Raw genomic sequence first — 18,574 nt, forward strand, 5'->3', positions numbered from 1 at the left:
TTTAGCGAACGATAGTTTTAAACAAAGTATTAGCTAGTAGAACTTGAATTAACACGCAGCAAATGGCTAGCAATACAAATAAATGATATTTTTCTTGATAGTTTCTTATTGTTGTCGTTTCTATTTTAGTGCGCTCTAACAAATCAATTTTACTATAAATAGCTTTCAATTGTTCCATATCTTGTGCTCTAAAGTATTCTCCTCCTGTTTCTTTGGCAATTCGTTGCAAGAGCTTTTCATCAATTTGTACTTGCTGCCAACCATAAATAAAACGCCCATTAGGATGTTGTCCAACAGGAACTTGAGCTTGTCCTTTGGTGCCGACTCCAATGGTATATACTTTTATGCCTAATTTTTTGGCAGCATCAGCAGCCTGCATAGGAGAAGCATATCCCGCATTATTTTCTCCATCTGTCAAGAGAATAATTATCTTTGATTTAGCGTCACTATCCTTTAATCGTTTGCTAGCGTTAGCCAATCCCATTCCGATAGCCGTCCCATTTTCAATCAAACCACACTCTAATGTCGATAAGAACGATTGTAAAATATTATGATCTGTTGTTAAGGGACATTGAGTAAAACTCTCTCCTGCAAAAACAACCAAACCAATACGATCGTGCTTGCGCTGTTCCACAAAATCTGCGGCTACTTTTTTAGAAGCCTCTAAACGATCAGGTTCAAAGTCCTTTGCTAGCATCGAAACGGAAACATCTAAAGCCAACATAATATCAATACCTTCTGCATTGACATTCTCTTTTTTTAACACGACTTGCGGACGAGCTAAGGCAATGATCAAGGCTGTAATAGCCAATAATTGCAGTCCTTGAAGAACTGGGCGAGCCTTTACTTTCCAGTTTTGTGCAGCAGCAATACCTTGGGTTGATGACAGCCGTACATCGGCAACATACTCATCTTGCTTTTTATAATACCACCAAGCCATCAATGGGACTAAGATCAATAGACCTAACAAATAGGGATTGGCAAATTCTATTCCTCCAAATGACATATAATTAATTCGTTTGTGTTTCTACAGGTTGTTCTGCTTCTTCTGCTAATTTTATTTGTACAGATTCAATTAGTTCAAAACCAAAGCTCAAGGCTTTTTGGTTGGCAATATCTAAGGGCGAGGCTTTGGCAAATTTAATTAAATTTGCGTGTCTTAAAACGGTTTCAAATTCCTCGTAAAGAGAATCCTTGAGTAAGCGGTGTTGCTTTATTTTAGGCAAAAACTCACTCACAGGGCGCTCTAATGCCTTAATGTCAAAGCGATTATTGCAATAATTTCTCAATATAAAAGAAATGCGAGTATGAAATTCTTGGTACCGTTTTTGGGCAATCAAGTCGCTTTGTTGCAAGGATTCTAATTGTTGTAGAGCAATTTCTTCTGGCGTTTTTGGAACAATGGCTCTTGCCCTATTTTTGTATTGAACAAAGGCATAAAAAGCTAAAAATGCTAGCAGTAAAATGCACAAGGCAATAACAACAGGGTGCTTAAAAAAGGCATATAGCTGATCCAAAAAATTGGGAGATTCTGCCAGTATTGTTTTTATATCTGCGACGTAAGTACTATCGCCCGTTACTTGTGGTGCAATAACATTCAGCATTAAGCTAGAAGATTCGAACTCTACTAAGGTACCATTTTTTTTGTAGGCAAACTTAAGAGCGGGTATTTGGTACGAGCCCGGTTCCCATGCTGTTAGAGTGAATTTTTGTTTGTAGGTATAGTTCGGATTTCCTTTGATAAGTTCTTGCTCTTGTTGGCTAATAATTTCTAACTTTTCTTTTTCTAGGATTTCATCGATTAGTGGAAATGTAGGATTATAACCCGCAGGAATATTAACAATCAATTCCATCGAAATTTGATCTCCAATCAAAAAAGATGTACTATCCATAAATATATTTGCCTGTCCCTTATCTTGGGCAACAAGTCCCAAAGAACAGCTAAATAAGAATAACAGTAAAAAGAAATAATGTTTTAACATCTTTAATTGCGTCGTTCTTTAAAGAATTTGATTAAAATACTCAAATAAGGCGCATTGGTAGCAACACTCATAACATCAGCATTGTTGCGCAAAAAAGTTTTTTTGAAATAAGTTAAGTTGTTATCATACCACTGATTGTATTGTTTCCTAACCTTTTTGGAGGAAGTATCAATCCAGTTGGTTTGTCCTGTCTCAGCATCTACTGTTGGTAATAAACCTACATTGGGCATACGAACCTCCAAAGGATCGTACAGATGAATGCCAATGGTATCGTGCCGATTAGCAGCCAATTTGATGGCATTATCATATTCTTGACACATAAAATCAGATAGGACAAAAGCCGTGCAGCGTTTGGTGATAATATTGGTTAAATATTTTAAAGGTTCGTTAAGGTTCGTCTTGGCTTGACTAGGCTTGGCATAAATCATATCTCTGAGAATACGCATGATATGCGGTTTTCCCTTTTTGGGAGGAATAAACTTCTCTACTTTATCAGAAAAGAAAATAGCCCCCACCTTGTCGTTGTTGGCACTTGCCGAGAATGCTAGAGTAGCTGCAATTTCTGTGGCAATTTCCATTTTACTCTGTTGTGTAGTTCCAAAAAATGAAGACCCACTAATATCAATTAAGAGCATAAAAGTCAGTTCTCGTTCTTCTTCAAACACTTTAACATAGGGTTCGTTGGTTCGAGCAGTAACATTCCAGTCAATATTGCGAACATCATCCCCGTATTGATATTGACGAACTTCGCTAAAAGACATACCTCGTCCCTTGAATCTTGTTTTGTAAGTACCCGAAAATACTTGGTTTGACAAGCCCCTTGTTTTGAGTTCTATTTTGCGAACTTTTTTTAATAATTCTGTTATCGTCATAATCTATTTACCATTAGTCTGCCTAAAACGGACTATTTAATTCACAATACATATTTAAAATATAAAGAATAGAGCTACTATATTAATACTACCAATAATCAAAAAAGTTTGCAAAGAAGGATTGGCAATACTCTGCATACGAGCATCTAACAATTCAAAGACATAATTAATGATATTGCTTTTTGCTGTTTCTTTGGAACTATTACCATCGTCATTTTTATAACGTTCTGTTGCTAGCTGAATCACATCGCTAATAACTGTAAAAATAGCCAAACGATTTTTAATAAACGCTGGGATTTTATCTAAAAAAGAACCTGCTTCTTTCTGCACTTCTTCTTGTATATTGTTGTTGGTTGTAGGTACCGTATCGTCTTTAAGAATTTTGTTAAGAACCCTTCCAATTAAATTCCCCAAAACAGGGCGAATCAGTTCTTGATAAACCTGAAAAACAACTACTTGTTGACCATAAGAATAAGCTGCATAACAATAACCTAAGGGAAATAATACAGCTAAAAATAGTAGGCTAATTAAAATAGTGGTAAAAGGTGCCACTGAAATGTTTCCAACCAAAAATACTACGGCTAAAACCCAATTTAGAAGCACTCCAGAACCAATTAGTAAAAGGACTGGTAAATGGGATAGTGCAGCCTTTAAAATAAGGAATGGATTTTTTTCTGCGGCTTCTAGTTTCTCCACTGCAATATTAACCTGTTCTATTTCGTCGGTCATAATATTTTAGTTTTTTGATTCAATAGCTATTTGGAAACTTTATCGAATTTATAATTAATGAGTTATAGTTTTGCCTTAGGTGAAAAACTAAGCTTGCCGAGTTTGTTTGTGTTAGTAGCACAAAAGCCAGAGCCATGAACTTAGTTGAGGATACCACGTAGTAGCAGTGTAGCTAACTAATTACTATTGATTAAAATAGAAAGTAAAAACAAACTAAATTGGCTGCCCCTACGATAAAAAACGGAATTAACGAAGGTTCCATCAATTCAGACACTTGCAAATCTAACGATTCAAAAAAGCTAGTCATCGCTTTTTGTTTAATAACAGCTTTATCTGCTCCTGTTTGGCGTTGTGCTTTGACAATTTTTATAATATCTCCACTCGTGAAGAAAATCTGAAAATAAGCACGAATAAAGTCGGGTAGCTTTTCCAAAAAATGTTTTTTGCGTTCTTCTACTTCTTGAATAATGTTATTTTCATTGATACTGCCAGCCTCCTCAGGGTTATCTACTAGAAACTTATCCAAGGTTTTGCCAAAAACCTTGGCAGCAACTGGACGAATCCCTTCTTTATAAGCTTCCCAAAAAAGAACACTACGACCATAAGAGTAAGCAAAATAAACATAAATGATAGGAAAAATAGCAATCATTAAAATCAGACCTAAAATATACCAAAGCCAAGAGGTGCTGCTGAAGTAGCCAAATAAGAATATAAGCGCAGAAATCCAGTTGATTAGAAAACCTGCACCAATCATAAGAACAACAAAAAAAGAAGAAAGTGCCTTCTTGATTAATTGTATAGGGCTACTAAACTTATCTAATTGCTCAATTTCCTCAATTGATATCTCTTGCTGCTTTGAATTGGACATTTATTTTACATTTTTATACATTTCAATGACATCGTGATATTGACCATCAGCCATTTTGATTTCTGCGACTCGTCTTCCTTCTTCTTCAAAGCCCATTTTTTCATATAAATGAATGGCTCTCAAATTGGTTGCAAAGACTCCTAATTTTACCTTTTCGATAACAGGATTGGCACTTGCCCATTTTAAAAGAACTTGAATCAAACAGGCTCCAATACCTTGGTCTCGGTATTCAGCTAAAACCCCCATTCCAAACTCTCCTGTATGCTCGATGCGTTTTCTGTATCCATTCCAAAAATCAATGGTTCCCACTAATTGACGATCTATTTCGGCAACAAAAATACACTTGCCAATCGCTTCCGAAAAGTGCTGAATGCGTTTTAATTGCGCTTGCAAAGTCCCCGATGCTTCAAACTCTTCTAGCGAAGTCAATACTTGATCCGAGCTACCAAAAATTCGAGCTACCAAATCATTTAGCGGGAGCGCATCTTGTAATGTCGCTTCTCGAACCAAAAGAGAGGTACCATTTTTTAGGATAAAAAGCTCACGCATAATTACAGATTAAGGAATTTGAACCGTATTTAATATTTTTTCTATAATTTGTTCTGTGGTTATACTTTCAGCCTGTGCTTCATAAGTTAAGCCAATTCTATGACGCAATACATCTTGAGCAATCGCACGAATATCCTCTGGAATGACAAAAGCTCTTTTGCGCATATAAGCATGTGCTTTGGCTGCTAAAGCCATGTTAATACTAGCACGAGGAGAGCCCCCAAAAGAAATTAGAGGAGCAATTTCACTCAAACCATGTTCGCTAGGTTCGCGAGTAGCAAAAACGATATCTAGAATATATTGCTCAATACTTTCAGCCATATGGACTTTGCGGACGGTTTCCCTTGCCAATAAGATATCTTGAATAGTTGCCACAGGATTAATTTTCTCAAAACTACCTGCCATATTCATTCGCATGATTGCACGTTCGTCCTCCTTATTAGGATAAGTAATTGATGCTTTTAGCATAAAACGGTCTGTTTGTGCCTCTGGCAAAGGATAGGTTCCTTCTTGTTCAATTGGATTTTGAGTTGCCAAGACCAAAAAAGGTTCTTGTAGTTTGTAGGAAATTTCTCCGATGGTTACTTGGCGTTCCTGCATGGCTTCCAATAGAGCTGATTGGACTTTGGCAGGAGCTCGGTTGATCTCGTCTGCCAAAATAAAGTTGGCAAAAATAGGTCCTTTGCGTACTGTAAAATCATTTTCAGCTTGATTGTAAATCATCGTACCGATGATATCGGCAGGCAATAAGTCAGGTGTAAATTGTATGCGTTGAAAATCGGCACTAATAGCTTTCGACAAAGTATTAATAGCTAAGGTTTTTGCTAATCCAGGCAAACCTTCTAAAAGAATATGTCCTTGAGCTAACAATCCAATCATTAGACGTTCCAACATATATTGTTGACCAATGATGACTTTATTGGTTTCAACAAGTAAGCGTTCTATGACTTGACTTTCTAGAGCGATTTGTTCTTGAAGTAATTGTATATCTGCTGAAGTTTGCATGTTCTTTAGTTCTATTTACGTTTTAAACAGTTGTTTGGTTTGACAAAATCAAGCCTATGACAAGACTTAAGTCAAATGGATTATAATTTTGATGTGAATGTAAGCTATTGTTACGAAAGGTCTTAGCATTTAACATTCATTAACTGCGAATGTACGGATTTTATGAAAAAATAAAGACGTATTTTTCCTAAAAAGATTGTAAGTGCTAGCTTTAAGTTGGTTTAATTTTTGCTGATTATTACACACCCCACTTTCCGTTAAAAAAGCAAATCTGTCCATCCAACTTTCTATTCTACCAAATTAAGACTACTTTTAATTTATCATTTTGTTCTTTGAATGGTCAAAGAGCACATTATTTTTATCAGAAAACTAGAGTTATGAGAAATTGCATCTTGTTATTAATCGTACTAATGTTGGGGAGTAGTGTTAATGCTCAACGAGACGATATTGTACTAACAAAAGAAAAAAAAGAATTTGCCTTTAAATCTATTCAAGACCTGAAGGAAGGAGCTCTGGTTGTTCGTTTAAAAACCAATCAACGAAAAATTGAAATCTTGGAGCGGAATCTTCGGAATCCTAACTTGACAAAAGCACAACGTAGACGACAGGAGGCTATACTAGAAGGTACTTTGAAAGTGCGAGATGATTTTAACAAGGCAATTGGGAACATGTTTAGAGACTCCTTTTCGTTTTGTCCTGTTTATCTTATGTACGATACTTGTAGCAAAGCTTTAAACCAAGGAGTTCGAGAAGGTCTGTTTTTGGGGGAGGATGGAAAGATAGATCCATCAATAAAAATTCAGGCACCACATGTATTTATTGTAAATTATAAGAAGAGTGGCGCTGATTTTCCTTTTGATGTACTTCGAGTACGAAGATTAGAAGAAAAACTAGAAGAACCTTTTCCTTACTATGTAGCTTTGCGTGAATCTTGGATTAATCAGGTTAATAGCCCTAGAGCAGCTAGAGCAGTAGAACAGCTGAATCGTAAGTTTTATAGTTTTTATAGTCGCGCCTTGGAGTATGAGAAAAAAATGGCAGAACGCGCCGCTAGAAATGCAGCCAATAAAGCTGCTGAGTCTGCTGCTAAATCAGAAGGATAAACACGATTTCGAATAGTGTAAAAGGTATAAAAAAGTCATCCTAAAATTTGGGGGATGACTTTTTGGTTTTTAGATTTATTGCCCTTGTTTAGGAATCCCATAGGTTTCGATGTTAATGAATAACTTTATGGCTATTTTTTAGCATTCCTTTATAGACTTTTTAGCCTGTATGCTTAATAAAAAATAGTTGCTTGTATGAGGAAGTTCTAATAGTTGTTTGTGGGATTAATCCAAAAAATTAATATCATTACTGAAATACCTTCAGCATTAATCTTTGAATCATAGTATAGACAAGTAAAATGATACCAAATCAACACAAAAAGATAAGTATTTTAGGGAGCGGATGGCTAGGAAAACCTTTGTCAGATGAATTGGAGCAATTAGGCTACGTTGTCAATTGTTCTACTGCCTCGGATGAAAATTATCAACGTTTGAAAAAGTTAGGCAAAAACATTTTTCAGATTAAGGTTCGAAGTGGAAAAGTAGAGGGGATGGTCGAAAAGTTTTTAGAGGCAGATATTTTGATTGTTAATATTACTCCAAATCGAGATGAATTAGATCAAGAGCAATTTGCAAGTTTACGCCCTTTGATAGAGCAATCTGACATTCAAAAAGTTTTGCTGATTAGTTCTACTTCCGTTTATCCAAATATTAATAGAAGGGTGTCAGAAGATGAAAAAAGTGAAAATAAAACACATTATTTATATCGTAGTGAACAGTTCTTGAAGGAGAGCCAATATTTTGAAACGACCGTTGTTCGAATGGCAGGATTGATAGGAGGTGAGCGGCATCCTGGTCGTTTTTTTGCCAAAAAAGGGCATATTAAAAATGCAAGTACTCCAATCAACTTAATTCATCGAATAGATTGTATTAAGATAATAAGTGAATTGATTGAGCAAGATGTATGGGGAGATGTGTTTAATGCTTGTTCAGACGAGCACCCTTTAAAGAAAGACTTTTATCCATTGGCTGCAAAGTCTATCGGTTTAGCCCCTCCAACAGTAGAGGCAGAAAAAGGAGATTTTAAAATTATTGACAATCAAAAGCTCAAAGAACGTTTGAACATAACCCTTGAATATCCTGATGTAATGCTTTTATTAAAAGATGGAGCATGGATTTAAGTTCAATAGGTAGCAATGAGGATTATTTTCGTTCGTAATTATCAGGAACTCGAAAACCAACTTTCTGAACTTCATTGATTGTCATTTTAGAAAAACTCATATCTAATTTGATGATGCCTGTTTCATCGCTGTCAATTTCAACATTCTTTTTACTAGGAATTTGTTCCTGTTCCAGTATTTCATAATCGCTGTAGTCGATACTAAGAGCATTTTTATCCAAAGAGCCTCGAACGGATTGGATTAGAAAAGAACCTGGGGTCATAAAAATTTTTAGCACCTTTTTTTGAGAAGAAGGTGTTTGTAAAACGTTTTTTTGGTCTCGAATAACAGAAATTAAGGACTGGGTCTCCCAAAGAATAGGGTTGCCAATAAGCAGGTCTTGTAATTGCGAAAAGCTAACCTCTAAGCCGTACTCATCTTTTAAAAACGAGAATGGGCGTCGAATGTATTGCCCATTTTGGCGATCCAAAATCTCAATTACTTCAGGAGTGATTTTGACTCTGGCACCTTCAATATTCATTTTCCTAATTTTTATCCAAATTAGACTATCTTTTTGCATTCGGATGCTTGCGGCAAAAGTTGCTTTTTCTTGATCGCTATCGACTTTTATTTTGGCATTCGTGCCAAACCATGTATAGTCAATATGATTTTTCTCTAGCTGACGCAATAAGAACTTAGCCGAGTGATTTTTGGCAGTTTTGGAGGTAAACTGTGTATTACGGCAACTCATCAATAGAGTGCTAAACAATAGAAAACATAAAAAATAGCCAGTTTTACTCATAGAGTTGCTTGGTTGATATTTTGCGTTGTAAGAGAGAAGAAGTAGACCCTTTGTCTAAGGCTTTTTGCCAATAATTAACCGCTTCATTTTCTTTGCCTAATTTAAATAGAACATCACCATAACGCTCTAGTGTTTCAGGTTGTTCATTGCCCCCAAAACTTAGTGCTTTACTAAGGGTTTGTTCAGCAATGGAATACTGGTTTTGCTTGTAAGCAATAAAGCCGCTTGTCGTTGTATATTTTGCATTTTTAGGAGCTTTTTCCAAAATACCCTCTACCAACTCTTGGGCTTTGTTAAGCATTGTTCCTCTTTTTGCCAAGCTATAAGCATAATTATGAATAATTTCAGGATCATTGGGAAACATGAGAATGGCTTCATTATAAGCTTGATCTGCCTTTTCCAAATTTTCCAAACCTTCATAACTTTTGGCTACATAGCACAATGCTTTCCCTTGAAGGTGCATGTCTGTTACCGCAATTTCGGGGACTTGTCCTAATTCCTTAATTGCTTTTTGATACGCTCCAGTTTGGTAATAAGCGATGCCAGAATAGTAATAACTAGCCGCTTGACTAGGATAGAGTTCTATAAATTGAGCACTACGTTTTTGCAACTCTTTTTGTTGGTTTGTAATTAATAAACACTCTAGTAAATTTTTCCAAAGGTTAAGATCGTTTCTGATAAACCGAATGGCTATTTTGTAATTAGAAACAGCTTGATTGTATTTTTGCTGTTGATACAATAAATCTCCTAGGATTAAATTAGCATCAGGAGAACCTGGATCTGTTTCTAATAATTTCTTACCGACCAAAACTACCTGATCCAAATAAGAAGAAGACATAGTACCTGTTTCCAATTGTTTGGACAAGGATTTTAAGGTTTCTAATTTCGTGGTCAGATTTTGATGGGGATTTTCAAATGTATTGACCAAGGCATTTAAGTAACGACTGGTATCTCCATTTTGCAAAAAGAATTCAACCATTGCCATATTGGCTGTCGGATTATTAGGGTCAATATCTAGTGCTTTTTTGTACAAACTTTTTGCTTTTTCTAAGTCTTTTGTTGAGGCATAAAAGTTAGCCAATCGAATGATGTATTCAGCTTCTTTGGGATAGGCTTGTATTAAAAGCTCAATTTCTTGACTCGCTTTTTTTTGTTTACCAGATTTCATATACAACTTGTACTTACGCATAGAGATGGTTTCTTTTATACCAACTCGTTTTTCCAGATTGTTGTATACCTTAATAGCTTGGTCAGATTTACCACTTTTGCTTAAAAAATAGGCCCAATCAAAATACAGTTGTTCCTTCTCAGAATATTTATCCGTCAAATTTGCATATAGTTCAGCTGCCTTCTTGAAGTTACCTTCTTTTTCCAATAGACTAGCATAAAGATTATTATAAAGGAGGTTGTATTCTTCTAGTGCAACTGCTTTTTCTGCTCTATTGATTGCTTTGTCGTAAACTTCTTGTTGTTTGTACAAGCGAGCTAACTCATAATGAGCAGCTGCATTGTCATTGTCTTTTTGTAAGACTTCCAAATAACGCATAATTGCTTCATCAATATTCCCCAAAATTTTCTCTCTATTCGCTTCAATAAAGAGTTTTTCCAGCAATACATCACTTTCTTTAGGGCGTGACTTTTGAGGGGGTTGTGCGAACACCCCCACGGTTATACTTAGTAAAAGTATAAGAAGTGACCATTGTTTAGGGGTAAAATTATGCATGATAGTATTATTTTTAGTAGACCATACAATTTTTTGATTCTCCTTTGAAAGAAAATTTGTTTATAGTATTGATTATGAGCAAACTGTATTTAGTTTGTTTGGATGTAGGGGCATAATAACCAATCCCATAACTATTTGTACGAACTATTGAATTTATTAAGTGTAAACTCAGAAGAGCGCACTAATAATATACAAAATTTTATCCAAATGATAGATAATTTTGTTAATCAATTGTTATTGTTTTAAACAAAACAGCTAGAATGAATCCATGCAGGTTGAGCTATATTAAAAAAGGGGGAAATTTAAATGCAACTCCTTTCTATTGATGGAATTTAGAGAAATCGCTTAAGCTAAGCTCGGATTTTTTAGCAATATATTCTGTGTGAGAACCCAACATAGAGTTTTCGGTAACCACATTATTAACAGTAGAGTGATCTTGGATGATGCTTTTGCTGATAATAGAATTCTCAATCACAGCATTTCTACTAATAGAAACATGCGGTCCAATCACAGAATTTTTGATCACTACATCTTGGTCAATAAAACAAGGAGGAACAATGGTAGAATTTTCTACTGTAATATTTGAAGCGACTGTTGCAGCGTTGTTCTTGGTTTCCAAAACACGTTCATTGGCGTACAAAACAGCATTTTTGTTGCCACAGTCAAGCCACTCTTGGATTTGATGTGTACGGAATTTGACACCTTTTTGGCGCATATTTTCTAGGGCATTGGTGATTTGATATTCCCCTTTATCCATAATATTATTATCAATCAAATATTGCAACTCATTTTTGAGCATATTAGCATCTTTAAAATAATAGATACCAATGATTGCCAAATCAGAAACAAAAGTAGTTGGCTTTTCGACAAACTCACTAATATAGCCTTCTTCATCGAGTGTAACAACACCATAAGCAGATGGATCCTCAATTTGTTGTACCCAAAGAACACTTTCTTGTTCTGTATCCAAAGCAAAATCAGATTTGAATAATGTATCTGCAAAGGCAACAATAACATTACCACTTAAACTTTCTTGAGCGCAAAGAATAGCATGAGCCGTGCCTAATTTTTCAGTTTGATGATAGACCGAACCTTTAGCTCCAAGGCTTTCAGCGAGTGCCACCAATTCATTTTCCACGTCTTCTCCAAAATCTCCAATAATAAAGGCAACTTCTTCGATTGTGTCTCCATAAGCTTCGGCTAAATCTTCTACCAATCTTCTTACAATAGATTTACCAGCAATTTCTACTAAAGGTTTAGGTACTGTTAAAGTATGAGGGCGAAGACGTGTTCCACGACCAGCCATTGGTATTATTATCTTCATAAATTTCTTTCTTGTTTTAGCCCCAAAAGGCATCTGTTTGGTAATTTAAATTTTTGGATACAGAATTACTATAGGAGTTGTAATCCGTATTTCAAAACACAAATTAATGGTGGTCGAAACTAGGATTTTCCTGTACTACCATAGCCACCAGTTCCTCGATCACTTTCGGCAAGGCTGTTCACTTCTTCCCATTGGATCGATTCGTACTTGGCAATAACCATTTGTGCAATGCGTTCAGAAGGTTCAATTTCTATAGGAGTAGAGGACAAATTAATAAGAATAACGCCTATTTCGCCTCTATAATCCGAATCAATAGTTCCTGGGGCATTAGGAATTGACAAACCTTTCTTGAGGGCTAAACCACTTCGGGGGCGAATTTGAGCTTCATATCCTACAGGGAGTTCCATAAAAAGTCCTGTTGGAATCACTTTTCTTTCTAATGGTTGTAATACAATTGTTGTATCAATATTGGCTCTCAAGTCCATACCCGCACTACCATTTGTAGCATAATGCGGAAGAGCATTTTTAGATTTATTTATAATCTTAACATTCATGTTTCTCTGCCTTCTAGGCTTTTCTCTACAACACAATTAATTCTAATTCAAAAAATAGATTTAAATCGTTTGCTTATTGTTTTTTTTTCGAGTTAATGATTTTTTAAGCCGTTTGCTACCGATTATCAATAGTTCACAAAAAAAGGATCAAACTAATTGTTAATAGTAACAAGATTCTCAAACGTTAGTATAAGGTGGTTTTTTAGTTTTTCTTAGCTAAATTTATAACATGTAAGTTTACGTTGTTTGGTTGGGGAAAGTATAGGATGACAAGGCATATTGACGACCAATACAAGCGTGTCTAGTATTGCAAGAAATTACTTAGTGAACAACTATAATTTACACCTATGGTTATTCTATTAGAAACGCACCAAATATCAAATTATGACCTACTTATCAAAATATAGCCCCCAAATATAGTAAGTTTTTTTAGAATAAAGGGGTGTGGGGAATAGATGTTTTGGGTCTAAAAAAAGAAGTAGTTTAATTTGTAGTAGTAAAAAAAAAATATGACCTAGTTTTACCAAGCAATTTCTTGAACTTCAATATCTGTTTTTAGATATTTTATAATTCTAAGAATACCATTCCCAACATCCAGATGCCATTGATTTTCAGTATGGAGTGTTGCAACCTTAGAAAGGTTGTTTCCTTGTTTATTGGAAAGCCAAAGATGGCGTGTTTTGGACTCAATGTGATACGTCTCTACAAGTAATTTGTTCTTTAGATTTCTATAAGGAATTGCTTTATTATTCAGCAAATTTGTCTCTTCATTGAACAATAAACGTTGGTTTTCTTCATGATATTCCTTTTCAAACAAGATTTTTTGAATAGATTCAGTGCGGGCAATCTCATTTGAAAATAAAGCATTTTTAGTTTGCGTATTGATATCCCAAATGAATAAATTAGAAAAAGGCTTTTCTTCCTTCGAGTCTCGCTTGATTAAACTTGTTTTCTGAGGAGAAGGAGTGTGCCGCATCGTAATATAAAGAAGGTTAAATGTACTTTCGTAAAAAACACGATTGTTACTAAATGCTGGATAACTTTTCATTGAAGAATAATCTAGGAATATGGTGGATGAATTGGTAAAATTAGGTTTTAGCACAGGCTTGCTTACATGACAACATCTGGTGTTGCAGGTTCAATTTTGGCTGGTTTTTTAACATTTAGGTCGGTATACACAAATTCGACGCTTTTGTTGGTACAATAAAGATCAATATGTCGATTGCCTGTAATCCATACGTAACGAGCGCAACCCTTTTGAGTAGGTAGTTGAAAATTATGTGGACCATACCAATCTGTCAAAAGTGCATGCACTTCAGCTAAAAAGTCACTCTTGCTTAGTTTTCGAAATTTGCTAGGCTTGCAAATGGTTTGATAAACGCCACCATTGCGACTATATTCAAAATCCATATAAGTATTGGAACGACCACTTTCTAATTTTAATTGGTAAACATATTCATAGCGATTTGAAGATTTTTTGACGCGAACTAAATGCTTTTTTTGTTTCATTCTAAGCATATGCTTGGTGACTTCACGTTTGGTCATACCTAGTTCAAAACTAGCAATAATCGTTTCGACACGGTTAGATTTGGAGCGATTGGCTAAGTCTACTTGTTCTTGTATCATAGCATCCATATCCTCCTGGAGATTAGCAGTATTGTAGGTGCCATCAGCATTTTCTTGATTTCCAGTAGTGTATTCATTGGTGCCTAGACTGTCACCGTAAAGAGAATTGCTATCACTATGGCTATTGCCACCATTGCCTTCTCCACAAGAAGAACAAGAAGAAATCATGCATATGGCTGTTATGGTAAATACTAAGAGTTGTAACTTCATATTAAGACACGTAAAAAATGATAAAATTGGATTGATTGCTAAGATTTGATTCCATCGTTTGGTACTTGGTTATAATCAAGGGATTATTGGCATTGTTTGTATTGGTAAACGTACTAGGGGATGGAATTGGTCGAAGAATTATTGTCTTTAAGCGAAAAATTCGCTCAAATAGGTTAAGAAATAAATTTCAAGAAACTATCTCATTCGTTTGTAAGTTAAGTACAAAGATGGTAAAGTTTAGTTAATAGTCGGATTAATTTTTAGAAGCCCTTATTGTTTTTAAAATAGTTCGTACGGTTGTTTTTGGGAATGTATTTGAATCAGCTTTCAGGAGTCTCAAAAGACGTTCCACTTTTTTTGTTAATAAATGTTAAAAAACTAAGGAAACTTTGAAAATGACTTTGGTTTCCTGCGTTTTTATTCTATCTTTGCGGCTAAGAACGAATTTTTTTGTCCAAATGGAAACTACAGAAACGAATAGAGTTTCTAAGGTTTTCTTAAAAAGATGAAAAAATGTGTTCATTAAATTGAAAAATAAAGTTGTATCAAATTTACATGAAGCTCTTGGATGAGATTAAGCAAAAAAGAGACTTTGTGTGATGGTTCAAAGAACGAAAAATAGCAAGCGACTTGGATGAATTAACAAAAATATTGGATGCTTCAGAAAGTTTATTTAAGAAGTATGGAATTCGGAGTGTAACAATGATGGATATTGCCAAAGAGTTGGGCATGTCTAAAAAAACATTGTATGTACATATTGAAAATAAGCACGATTTGGTGGCAAAAGTCATGAAACGACATATTGTCAAAGATAAAGAAGCGTGTTTTTCGATAGAGAACAAGGCTGGGAATGCTTTAGATGAGTTGTTGATGTTTATTCTCTATATGCAACAGCAGATAGATGGAATGAATCCTTCTATTATTTACGATTTGCAAAAATACCATCGACCAGTCTGGGAAATGTTAGACGATTTTAATCGAAAGTATATGTTAGAAATCGTTGTTAATAACTTAAAAAGAGGGGTAGAAGAAGGTTTGTATAGAGAAAATTTAAACGTTTCTCTGATTTCGAGATTGCACATTAGTTTGATGCCAATACTAGCAAATGACAAACTGTTTCCTGCCAAGGTATTTCCAACGGATCAACTGCATCGAGAATTTATGCGTTACCACATCCATGGAATTGTCTCAGAAAAAGGACGCAAATTATTAAAACCAATATTGGATAATTTAGATCCTACAGGTGAAATATATTAAATGTAAGAATAAGTAATTGCTAAAGAAAATTATAAAAACCATGTATTGTGCAGGTTCCTCCGCATGGCAAAAACTTTACCCTTATTGTAAGGAGCGATACTCAAATAAGATGGTTTCCCAATAATTTCAGACTCATTTACTTAGAACTATAAAATTGTAATTTTAACACGATATCATGAAAAGACTAAACAGTTTATTAATTGTTTTGGTAGTAGCGATGACAAGCTTACAAGCTCAAGACGTAGAGCAGTTTTCTTTGTCAGAAGCAGTTGCTTATGCTCAGACCCATAGCAATAGTATACGAACCGCTGAATTAGAGATTGCAAAAGCAAAAGCAGAGGTTCAAGAATACACAGCTATAGGAATCCCCAAATTGAATGCAGGCTTAGATTATAATTATTATATACATCTTCCTACACAGTTGATTCCAAATGATGCTTTTTCTTTTGAGATTCCTGGATTTCCACTTCCAGAACCAGAGCCAGGCTATTCTGAAACACAGTTTGGAACACGTAATAACTTAACATTTGCACTCAATCTAAATACATTGGTTGTAGATGGATCTTATTTTGTTGGGCTCAAAGCTTCTAGAGGTTTAATGGAAATGACAAGACGCCAAGCAGCTCTAACCAAATATGATATTAAACATACAATCGTAAAAGCTTATCTACAGGTCTTGATAGCAGAAGAAAACAAAGGGGTTTTGCTTCGCAACATTGAGAATGTAGAAAAAATGAAAGAAGAAACACAGGCATTTTTAGACAATGGAATGGTAGAACAATTGGATGTTGACCGTCTGGAGTTGTCCTTGTCCAATCTTCAAGTAGAGCTAGAGTTGTTAGCACGTCAAACCGAGTTGGCTTATAATGTTCTTAAGTTTCAAATGAATTATCCGTTGGAGGGCAAAATTGAATTGACCAATAAATTGGATGATGTATTGGCTTTGCCTGATGCCGAAGATTTGGATGGAGAAATTGCTTTTGATCGTCGTATAGAAACAGATATATTAAAGCAAACAATTCACTTGAATGAGCTGAATGTAAAGCGTTTTCACATGGGATATTTGCCAAGTTTGTCAGCTTTTGCAGTGCATCAACAGGTATTACAACGCGATGACTTGTTCGATGGCAGTCAACCAGGATTCTTTCCAACTACTATTGTAGGTTTAAAGTTAAACGTTCCTATTTTTGATGGTTTGGACAAAGCTGCTAAAATTAAAAAAGCAAGAATTGATGTGGCAAAGTTCAAACTACAATTGAACGATTTGGAACGTAGTATTACCCTTCAAGTGACGAATGCTAGAGCAATTTACAACAATGCTAGAGAGCGATTGGCTAGCCAAGAGAAAAATTTAGCCTTGGCTGAGCGAATACTCAAAACAACTAGAATCAAATATAGAGAAGGGGTTGGGTCTAGTTTGGAAATGACTCAAGCAGAACAAGAACTATATCGCACACAAGCTAATCGTTTGAATGCCTTGTATGAATTGGTCGTTGCCAAAGCAGATTTGGACAAAGCTTTGGGGAAATAATATCTGTTATTAGGTATTTATAATTGCCATGACAACTATTTTTTACACATTTTGAGAATGAGATAAAGGTCGTTGAGAGCTGCATTTTGAGAAAAACAGCTTTTGACGATCGGTTTGCTATAAAATTAAAGAATCACGTTAGAACATAACAAAAATTAAGAAATGAAAAATATATTTTATCTTTTTGCTCTTGCTGGTTTTATCTTAGCTACTTCTTGTGGTGGTGGAGAAACAACATCAGAAGAAAGTCCCCAAACTTTGGATGCTGCTCGTAAAGTTTTGCAAGAAAAACGCAAGAAGCTTCAAGAGCTAAAGAAAGAGATTGCGGAAGCAGAAGCGGTGGTGAATAAGTTAGATCCTAGATCAAAAAAGAAATCTGTAACGCCTGTTACAACTGCCAAAGTACAAGTCAAAGATTTTAACCACTATGTAGAAGTGCAAGGAAATGTAGTGCCAGCACAAGATCCTGGTATGGCTAGTAGCGAGACGGGTGGAAGAATTATGGATTTGACTGTAAAGGAAGGTGATTATGTCAAAAAAGGAGACTTGATTGCTAAAATTAATTTAGAAAGTATCAAGAAAAGCATTGCTCAGTTGGATGAATCCTTGAGCCTTGCACAGGATATGTTTAAGCGCCAAGAAAACCTTTGGAACCAAAAAATTGGTTCTGAAGTACAATACTTGCAGGCCAAAAGTCAAGTGGAATCTTTGTTGAAGAACAAAGAAAGTTTAGAATACGAGTTGACCAAATCGAATGTTTATGCGCCAATTAGTGGTTATGTGGATATGGTAATGGCAAAAGAAGGAGAAATGGCTGGTCCTGGAACTCCAATTGTTCAAATCTTGAATACCAAGAACCTGAAAGTAGTGGCTGCCATTCCTGAAATTTATCTAGGAAATGTGAAAAAAGGAGAAGGCGTACTTTTGAAATTCCCTGCATTAAATGAAGAGCAAAAAGGTCGAGTGACTTCGATTGGACGTACCATCAACCCTGCCAATAGAACCTTTGAAGTAGAAGCATCTATCAATAGTCAGAATGGTTTGTTGAAACCTAATTTATTGGCAACAATGTTGGTTAATGACTTTTCTAAAAAGGATGCTATTGTTGTGCCCGATCAGTTAATTTTGCAAGATGTAAGTGGGGCAGACTATGTAATGGTTCTAGAAGGAAATAAAGCGGTAAAAAAATTAGTGACTATGGGAAGAGGGTATCGTAATGAAACTATTATCACTTCAGGATTAAATGGTGATGAAACACTGTTGATAAAAGGAGCTCGTCAAGTTTCGGATGGCGATTTGGTAGAAGTTTTACCAGAATAGGCGTTTCTCTTTATTATAA

General features: G+C 35.3%; 18 protein-coding genes. 5 read left to right on the plus strand and 13 right to left on the minus strand.

What is annotated here, in order from left to right; genetic code table 11:
• Position 1 precedes the first annotated feature (1 nt).
• The 7 genes from CG11_RS16675 to CG11_RS16705 all read right to left on the minus strand — a co-directional run bounded on the left by CG11_RS16675 (position 2) and on the right by CG11_RS16705 (position 6,005).
• Positions 2 to 1,006 carry a VWA domain-containing protein gene (locus CG11_RS16675; protein ID WP_052597939.1) on the minus strand — a complete coding sequence of 335 codons (1,005 nt, stop codon included), beginning with the start codon at positions 1,004 to 1,006 and terminating at the stop codon, positions 2 to 4.
• Between the two features lie 4 nt (positions 1,007 to 1,010).
• Complete coding sequence (locus CG11_RS16680; RefSeq protein ID WP_052597940.1) at positions 1,011 to 1,982, minus strand: hypothetical protein; 972 nt, start codon at positions 1,980 to 1,982, stop codon at positions 1,011 to 1,013.
• Positions 1,983 to 1,984: 2 nt separating this feature from the next.
• Positions 1,985 to 2,854 carry a DUF58 domain-containing protein gene (locus CG11_RS16685; RefSeq protein ID WP_052597941.1) on the minus strand — a complete coding sequence of 290 codons (870 nt, stop codon included), beginning with the start codon at positions 2,852 to 2,854 and terminating at the stop codon, positions 1,985 to 1,987.
• A gap of 54 nt (positions 2,855 to 2,908) precedes the next feature.
• Complete coding sequence (locus CG11_RS16690) at positions 2,909 to 3,583, minus strand: hypothetical protein (protein ID WP_052597942.1); 675 nt, start codon at positions 3,581 to 3,583, stop codon at positions 2,909 to 2,911.
• 190 nt (positions 3,584 to 3,773) lie between these two features.
• Positions 3,774 to 4,451 carry a hypothetical protein gene (locus tag CG11_RS16695; RefSeq protein WP_052597943.1) on the minus strand — a complete coding sequence of 226 codons (678 nt, stop codon included), beginning with the start codon at positions 4,449 to 4,451 and terminating at the stop codon, positions 3,774 to 3,776.
• Positions 4,452 to 5,000: a GNAT family N-acetyltransferase gene (locus CG11_RS16700; protein ID WP_052597944.1), complete on the minus strand. Its 549-nt coding sequence runs from the start codon at positions 4,998 to 5,000 to the stop codon at positions 4,452 to 4,454.
• Positions 5,001 to 5,009: 9 nt separating this feature from the next.
• On the minus strand, positions 5,010 to 6,005 hold the full coding sequence (locus CG11_RS16705; RefSeq protein WP_052597945.1) for a MoxR family ATPase: 996 nt from the start codon (positions 6,003 to 6,005) through the stop codon (positions 5,010 to 5,012).
• A 377-nt stretch (positions 6,006 to 6,382) separates the two neighbouring features.
• Here CG11_RS16705 and CG11_RS16710 point away from each other — a divergent pair, with 377 nt between their 5' ends.
• Positions 6,383 to 7,108, plus strand: a complete 726-nt coding sequence (locus CG11_RS16710) for a hypothetical protein (RefSeq protein WP_052597946.1) — start codon at positions 6,383 to 6,385, stop codon at positions 7,106 to 7,108.
• Positions 7,109 to 7,407: 299 nt separating this feature from the next.
• Positions 7,408 to 8,229, plus strand: coding sequence for a hypothetical protein (locus tag CG11_RS16715; RefSeq protein WP_052597947.1), 822 nt, complete (start codon positions 7,408 to 7,410; stop codon positions 8,227 to 8,229).
• 22 nt (positions 8,230 to 8,251) lie between these two features.
• On the opposite strand, the gene CG11_RS16720 is transcribed toward CG11_RS16715, so the two are convergent.
• The 6 genes from CG11_RS16720 to CG11_RS16745 form a co-directional block, all read right to left on the minus strand.
• Complete coding sequence (locus CG11_RS16720; RefSeq protein WP_197043872.1) at positions 8,252 to 8,959, minus strand: DUF4292 domain-containing protein; 708 nt, start codon at positions 8,957 to 8,959, stop codon at positions 8,252 to 8,254.
• 43 nt (positions 8,960 to 9,002) lie between these two features.
• Positions 9,003 to 10,733, minus strand: coding sequence for a tetratricopeptide repeat protein (locus tag CG11_RS16725; protein ID WP_052597949.1), 1,731 nt, complete (start codon positions 10,731 to 10,733; stop codon positions 9,003 to 9,005).
• Between the two features lie 319 nt (positions 10,734 to 11,052).
• Positions 11,053 to 12,057 (minus strand): sugar nucleotidyltransferase, encoded by a 1,005-nt coding sequence (locus CG11_RS16730; RefSeq protein ID WP_052598022.1) that lies wholly within the window; start codon positions 12,055 to 12,057, stop codon positions 11,053 to 11,055.
• A gap of 119 nt (positions 12,058 to 12,176) precedes the next feature.
• Entirely contained in the window at positions 12,177 to 12,611 is a 435-nt protein-coding gene (dut, locus tag CG11_RS16735; protein ID WP_052597950.1) for a dUTP diphosphatase, read from the minus strand.
• Between the two features lie 520 nt (positions 12,612 to 13,131).
• Positions 13,132 to 13,659, minus strand: coding sequence for a hypothetical protein (locus tag CG11_RS16740; RefSeq protein WP_052597951.1), 528 nt, complete (start codon positions 13,657 to 13,659; stop codon positions 13,132 to 13,134).
• A 62-nt stretch (positions 13,660 to 13,721) separates the two neighbouring features.
• The gene (locus CG11_RS16745) at positions 13,722 to 14,447 is read right to left on the minus strand and encodes a hypothetical protein (RefSeq protein ID WP_156039805.1); all 726 of its coding nucleotides are present in this window, start codon (positions 14,445 to 14,447) and stop codon (positions 13,722 to 13,724) included.
• Positions 14,448 to 15,077: 630 nt separating this feature from the next.
• Here CG11_RS16745 and CG11_RS16750 point away from each other — a divergent pair.
• The 3 genes from CG11_RS16750 (at position 15,078) to CG11_RS16760 (ending at position 18,555) form a co-directional block, all read left to right on the plus strand.
• Positions 15,078 to 15,704, plus strand: a complete 627-nt coding sequence (locus CG11_RS16750; RefSeq protein ID WP_052597953.1) for a TetR/AcrR family transcriptional regulator — start codon at positions 15,078 to 15,080, stop codon at positions 15,702 to 15,704.
• 175 nt (positions 15,705 to 15,879) lie between these two features.
• A complete protein-coding gene (locus CG11_RS16755; protein ID WP_052597954.1) occupies positions 15,880 to 17,235 on the plus strand; it encodes a TolC family protein in 1,356 nt (451 codons plus the stop codon).
• Between the two features lie 162 nt (positions 17,236 to 17,397).
• Positions 17,398 to 18,555, plus strand: a complete 1,158-nt coding sequence (locus tag CG11_RS16760; RefSeq protein WP_052597955.1) for an efflux RND transporter periplasmic adaptor subunit — start codon at positions 17,398 to 17,400, stop codon at positions 18,553 to 18,555.
• Positions 18,556 to 18,574: the final 19 nt, after the last annotated feature.

The organism is Aureispira sp. CCB-QB1 (genome assembly GCF_000724545.1).
Classification (GTDB): Bacteria; Bacteroidota; Bacteroidia; order Chitinophagales; family Saprospiraceae; genus Aureispira.

Bases quoted from the DNA above. Each gene is read 5' to 3' on its own strand.
- CG11_RS16675 (WP_052597939.1), bottom strand. From the start codon at position 1,006: ATGTCATTTGGAGGAATAGAATTTGCCAATCCCTATTTGTTAGGTCTA.
- CG11_RS16680 (WP_052597940.1), bottom strand. From the start codon at position 1,982: ATGTTAAAACATTATTTCTTTTTACTGTTATTCTTATTTAGCTGTTCT.
- CG11_RS16685 (WP_052597941.1), bottom strand. From the start codon at position 2,854: ATGACGATAACAGAATTATTAAAAAAAGTTCGCAAAATAGAACTCAAA.
- CG11_RS16690 (WP_052597942.1), bottom strand. From the start codon at position 3,583: ATGACCGACGAAATAGAACAGGTTAATATTGCAGTGGAGAAACTAGAA.
- CG11_RS16695 (WP_052597943.1), bottom strand. From the start codon at position 4,451: ATGTCCAATTCAAAGCAGCAAGAGATATCAATTGAGGAAATTGAGCAA.
- CG11_RS16700 (WP_052597944.1), bottom strand. From the start codon at position 5,000: ATGCGTGAGCTTTTTATCCTAAAAAATGGTACCTCTCTTTTGGTTCGA.
- CG11_RS16705 (WP_052597945.1), bottom strand. From the start codon at position 6,005: ATGCAAACTTCAGCAGATATACAATTACTTCAAGAACAAATCGCTCTA.
- CG11_RS16710 (WP_052597946.1), top strand. From the start codon at position 6,383: ATGAGAAATTGCATCTTGTTATTAATCGTACTAATGTTGGGGAGTAGT.
- CG11_RS16715 (WP_052597947.1), top strand. From the start codon at position 7,408: ATGATACCAAATCAACACAAAAAGATAAGTATTTTAGGGAGCGGATGG.
- CG11_RS16720 (WP_197043872.1), bottom strand. From the start codon at position 8,959: ATGAGTTGCCGTAATACACAGTTTACCTCCAAAACTGCCAAAAATCAC.
- CG11_RS16725 (WP_052597949.1), bottom strand. From the start codon at position 10,733: ATGCATAATTTTACCCCTAAACAATGGTCACTTCTTATACTTTTACTA.
- CG11_RS16730 (WP_052598022.1), bottom strand. From the start codon at position 12,057: ATGAAGATAATAATACCAATGGCTGGTCGTGGAACACGTCTTCGCCCT.
- dut (WP_052597950.1), bottom strand. From the start codon at position 12,611: ATGAATGTTAAGATTATAAATAAATCTAAAAATGCTCTTCCGCATTAT.
- CG11_RS16740 (WP_052597951.1), bottom strand. From the start codon at position 13,659: ATGAAAAGTTATCCAGCATTTAGTAACAATCGTGTTTTTTACGAAAGT.
- CG11_RS16745 (WP_156039805.1), bottom strand. From the start codon at position 14,447: ATGAAGTTACAACTCTTAGTATTTACCATAACAGCCATATGCATGATT.
- CG11_RS16755 (WP_052597954.1), top strand. From the start codon at position 15,880: ATGAAAAGACTAAACAGTTTATTAATTGTTTTGGTAGTAGCGATGACA.
- CG11_RS16760 (WP_052597955.1), top strand. From the start codon at position 17,398: ATGAAAAATATATTTTATCTTTTTGCTCTTGCTGGTTTTATCTTAGCT.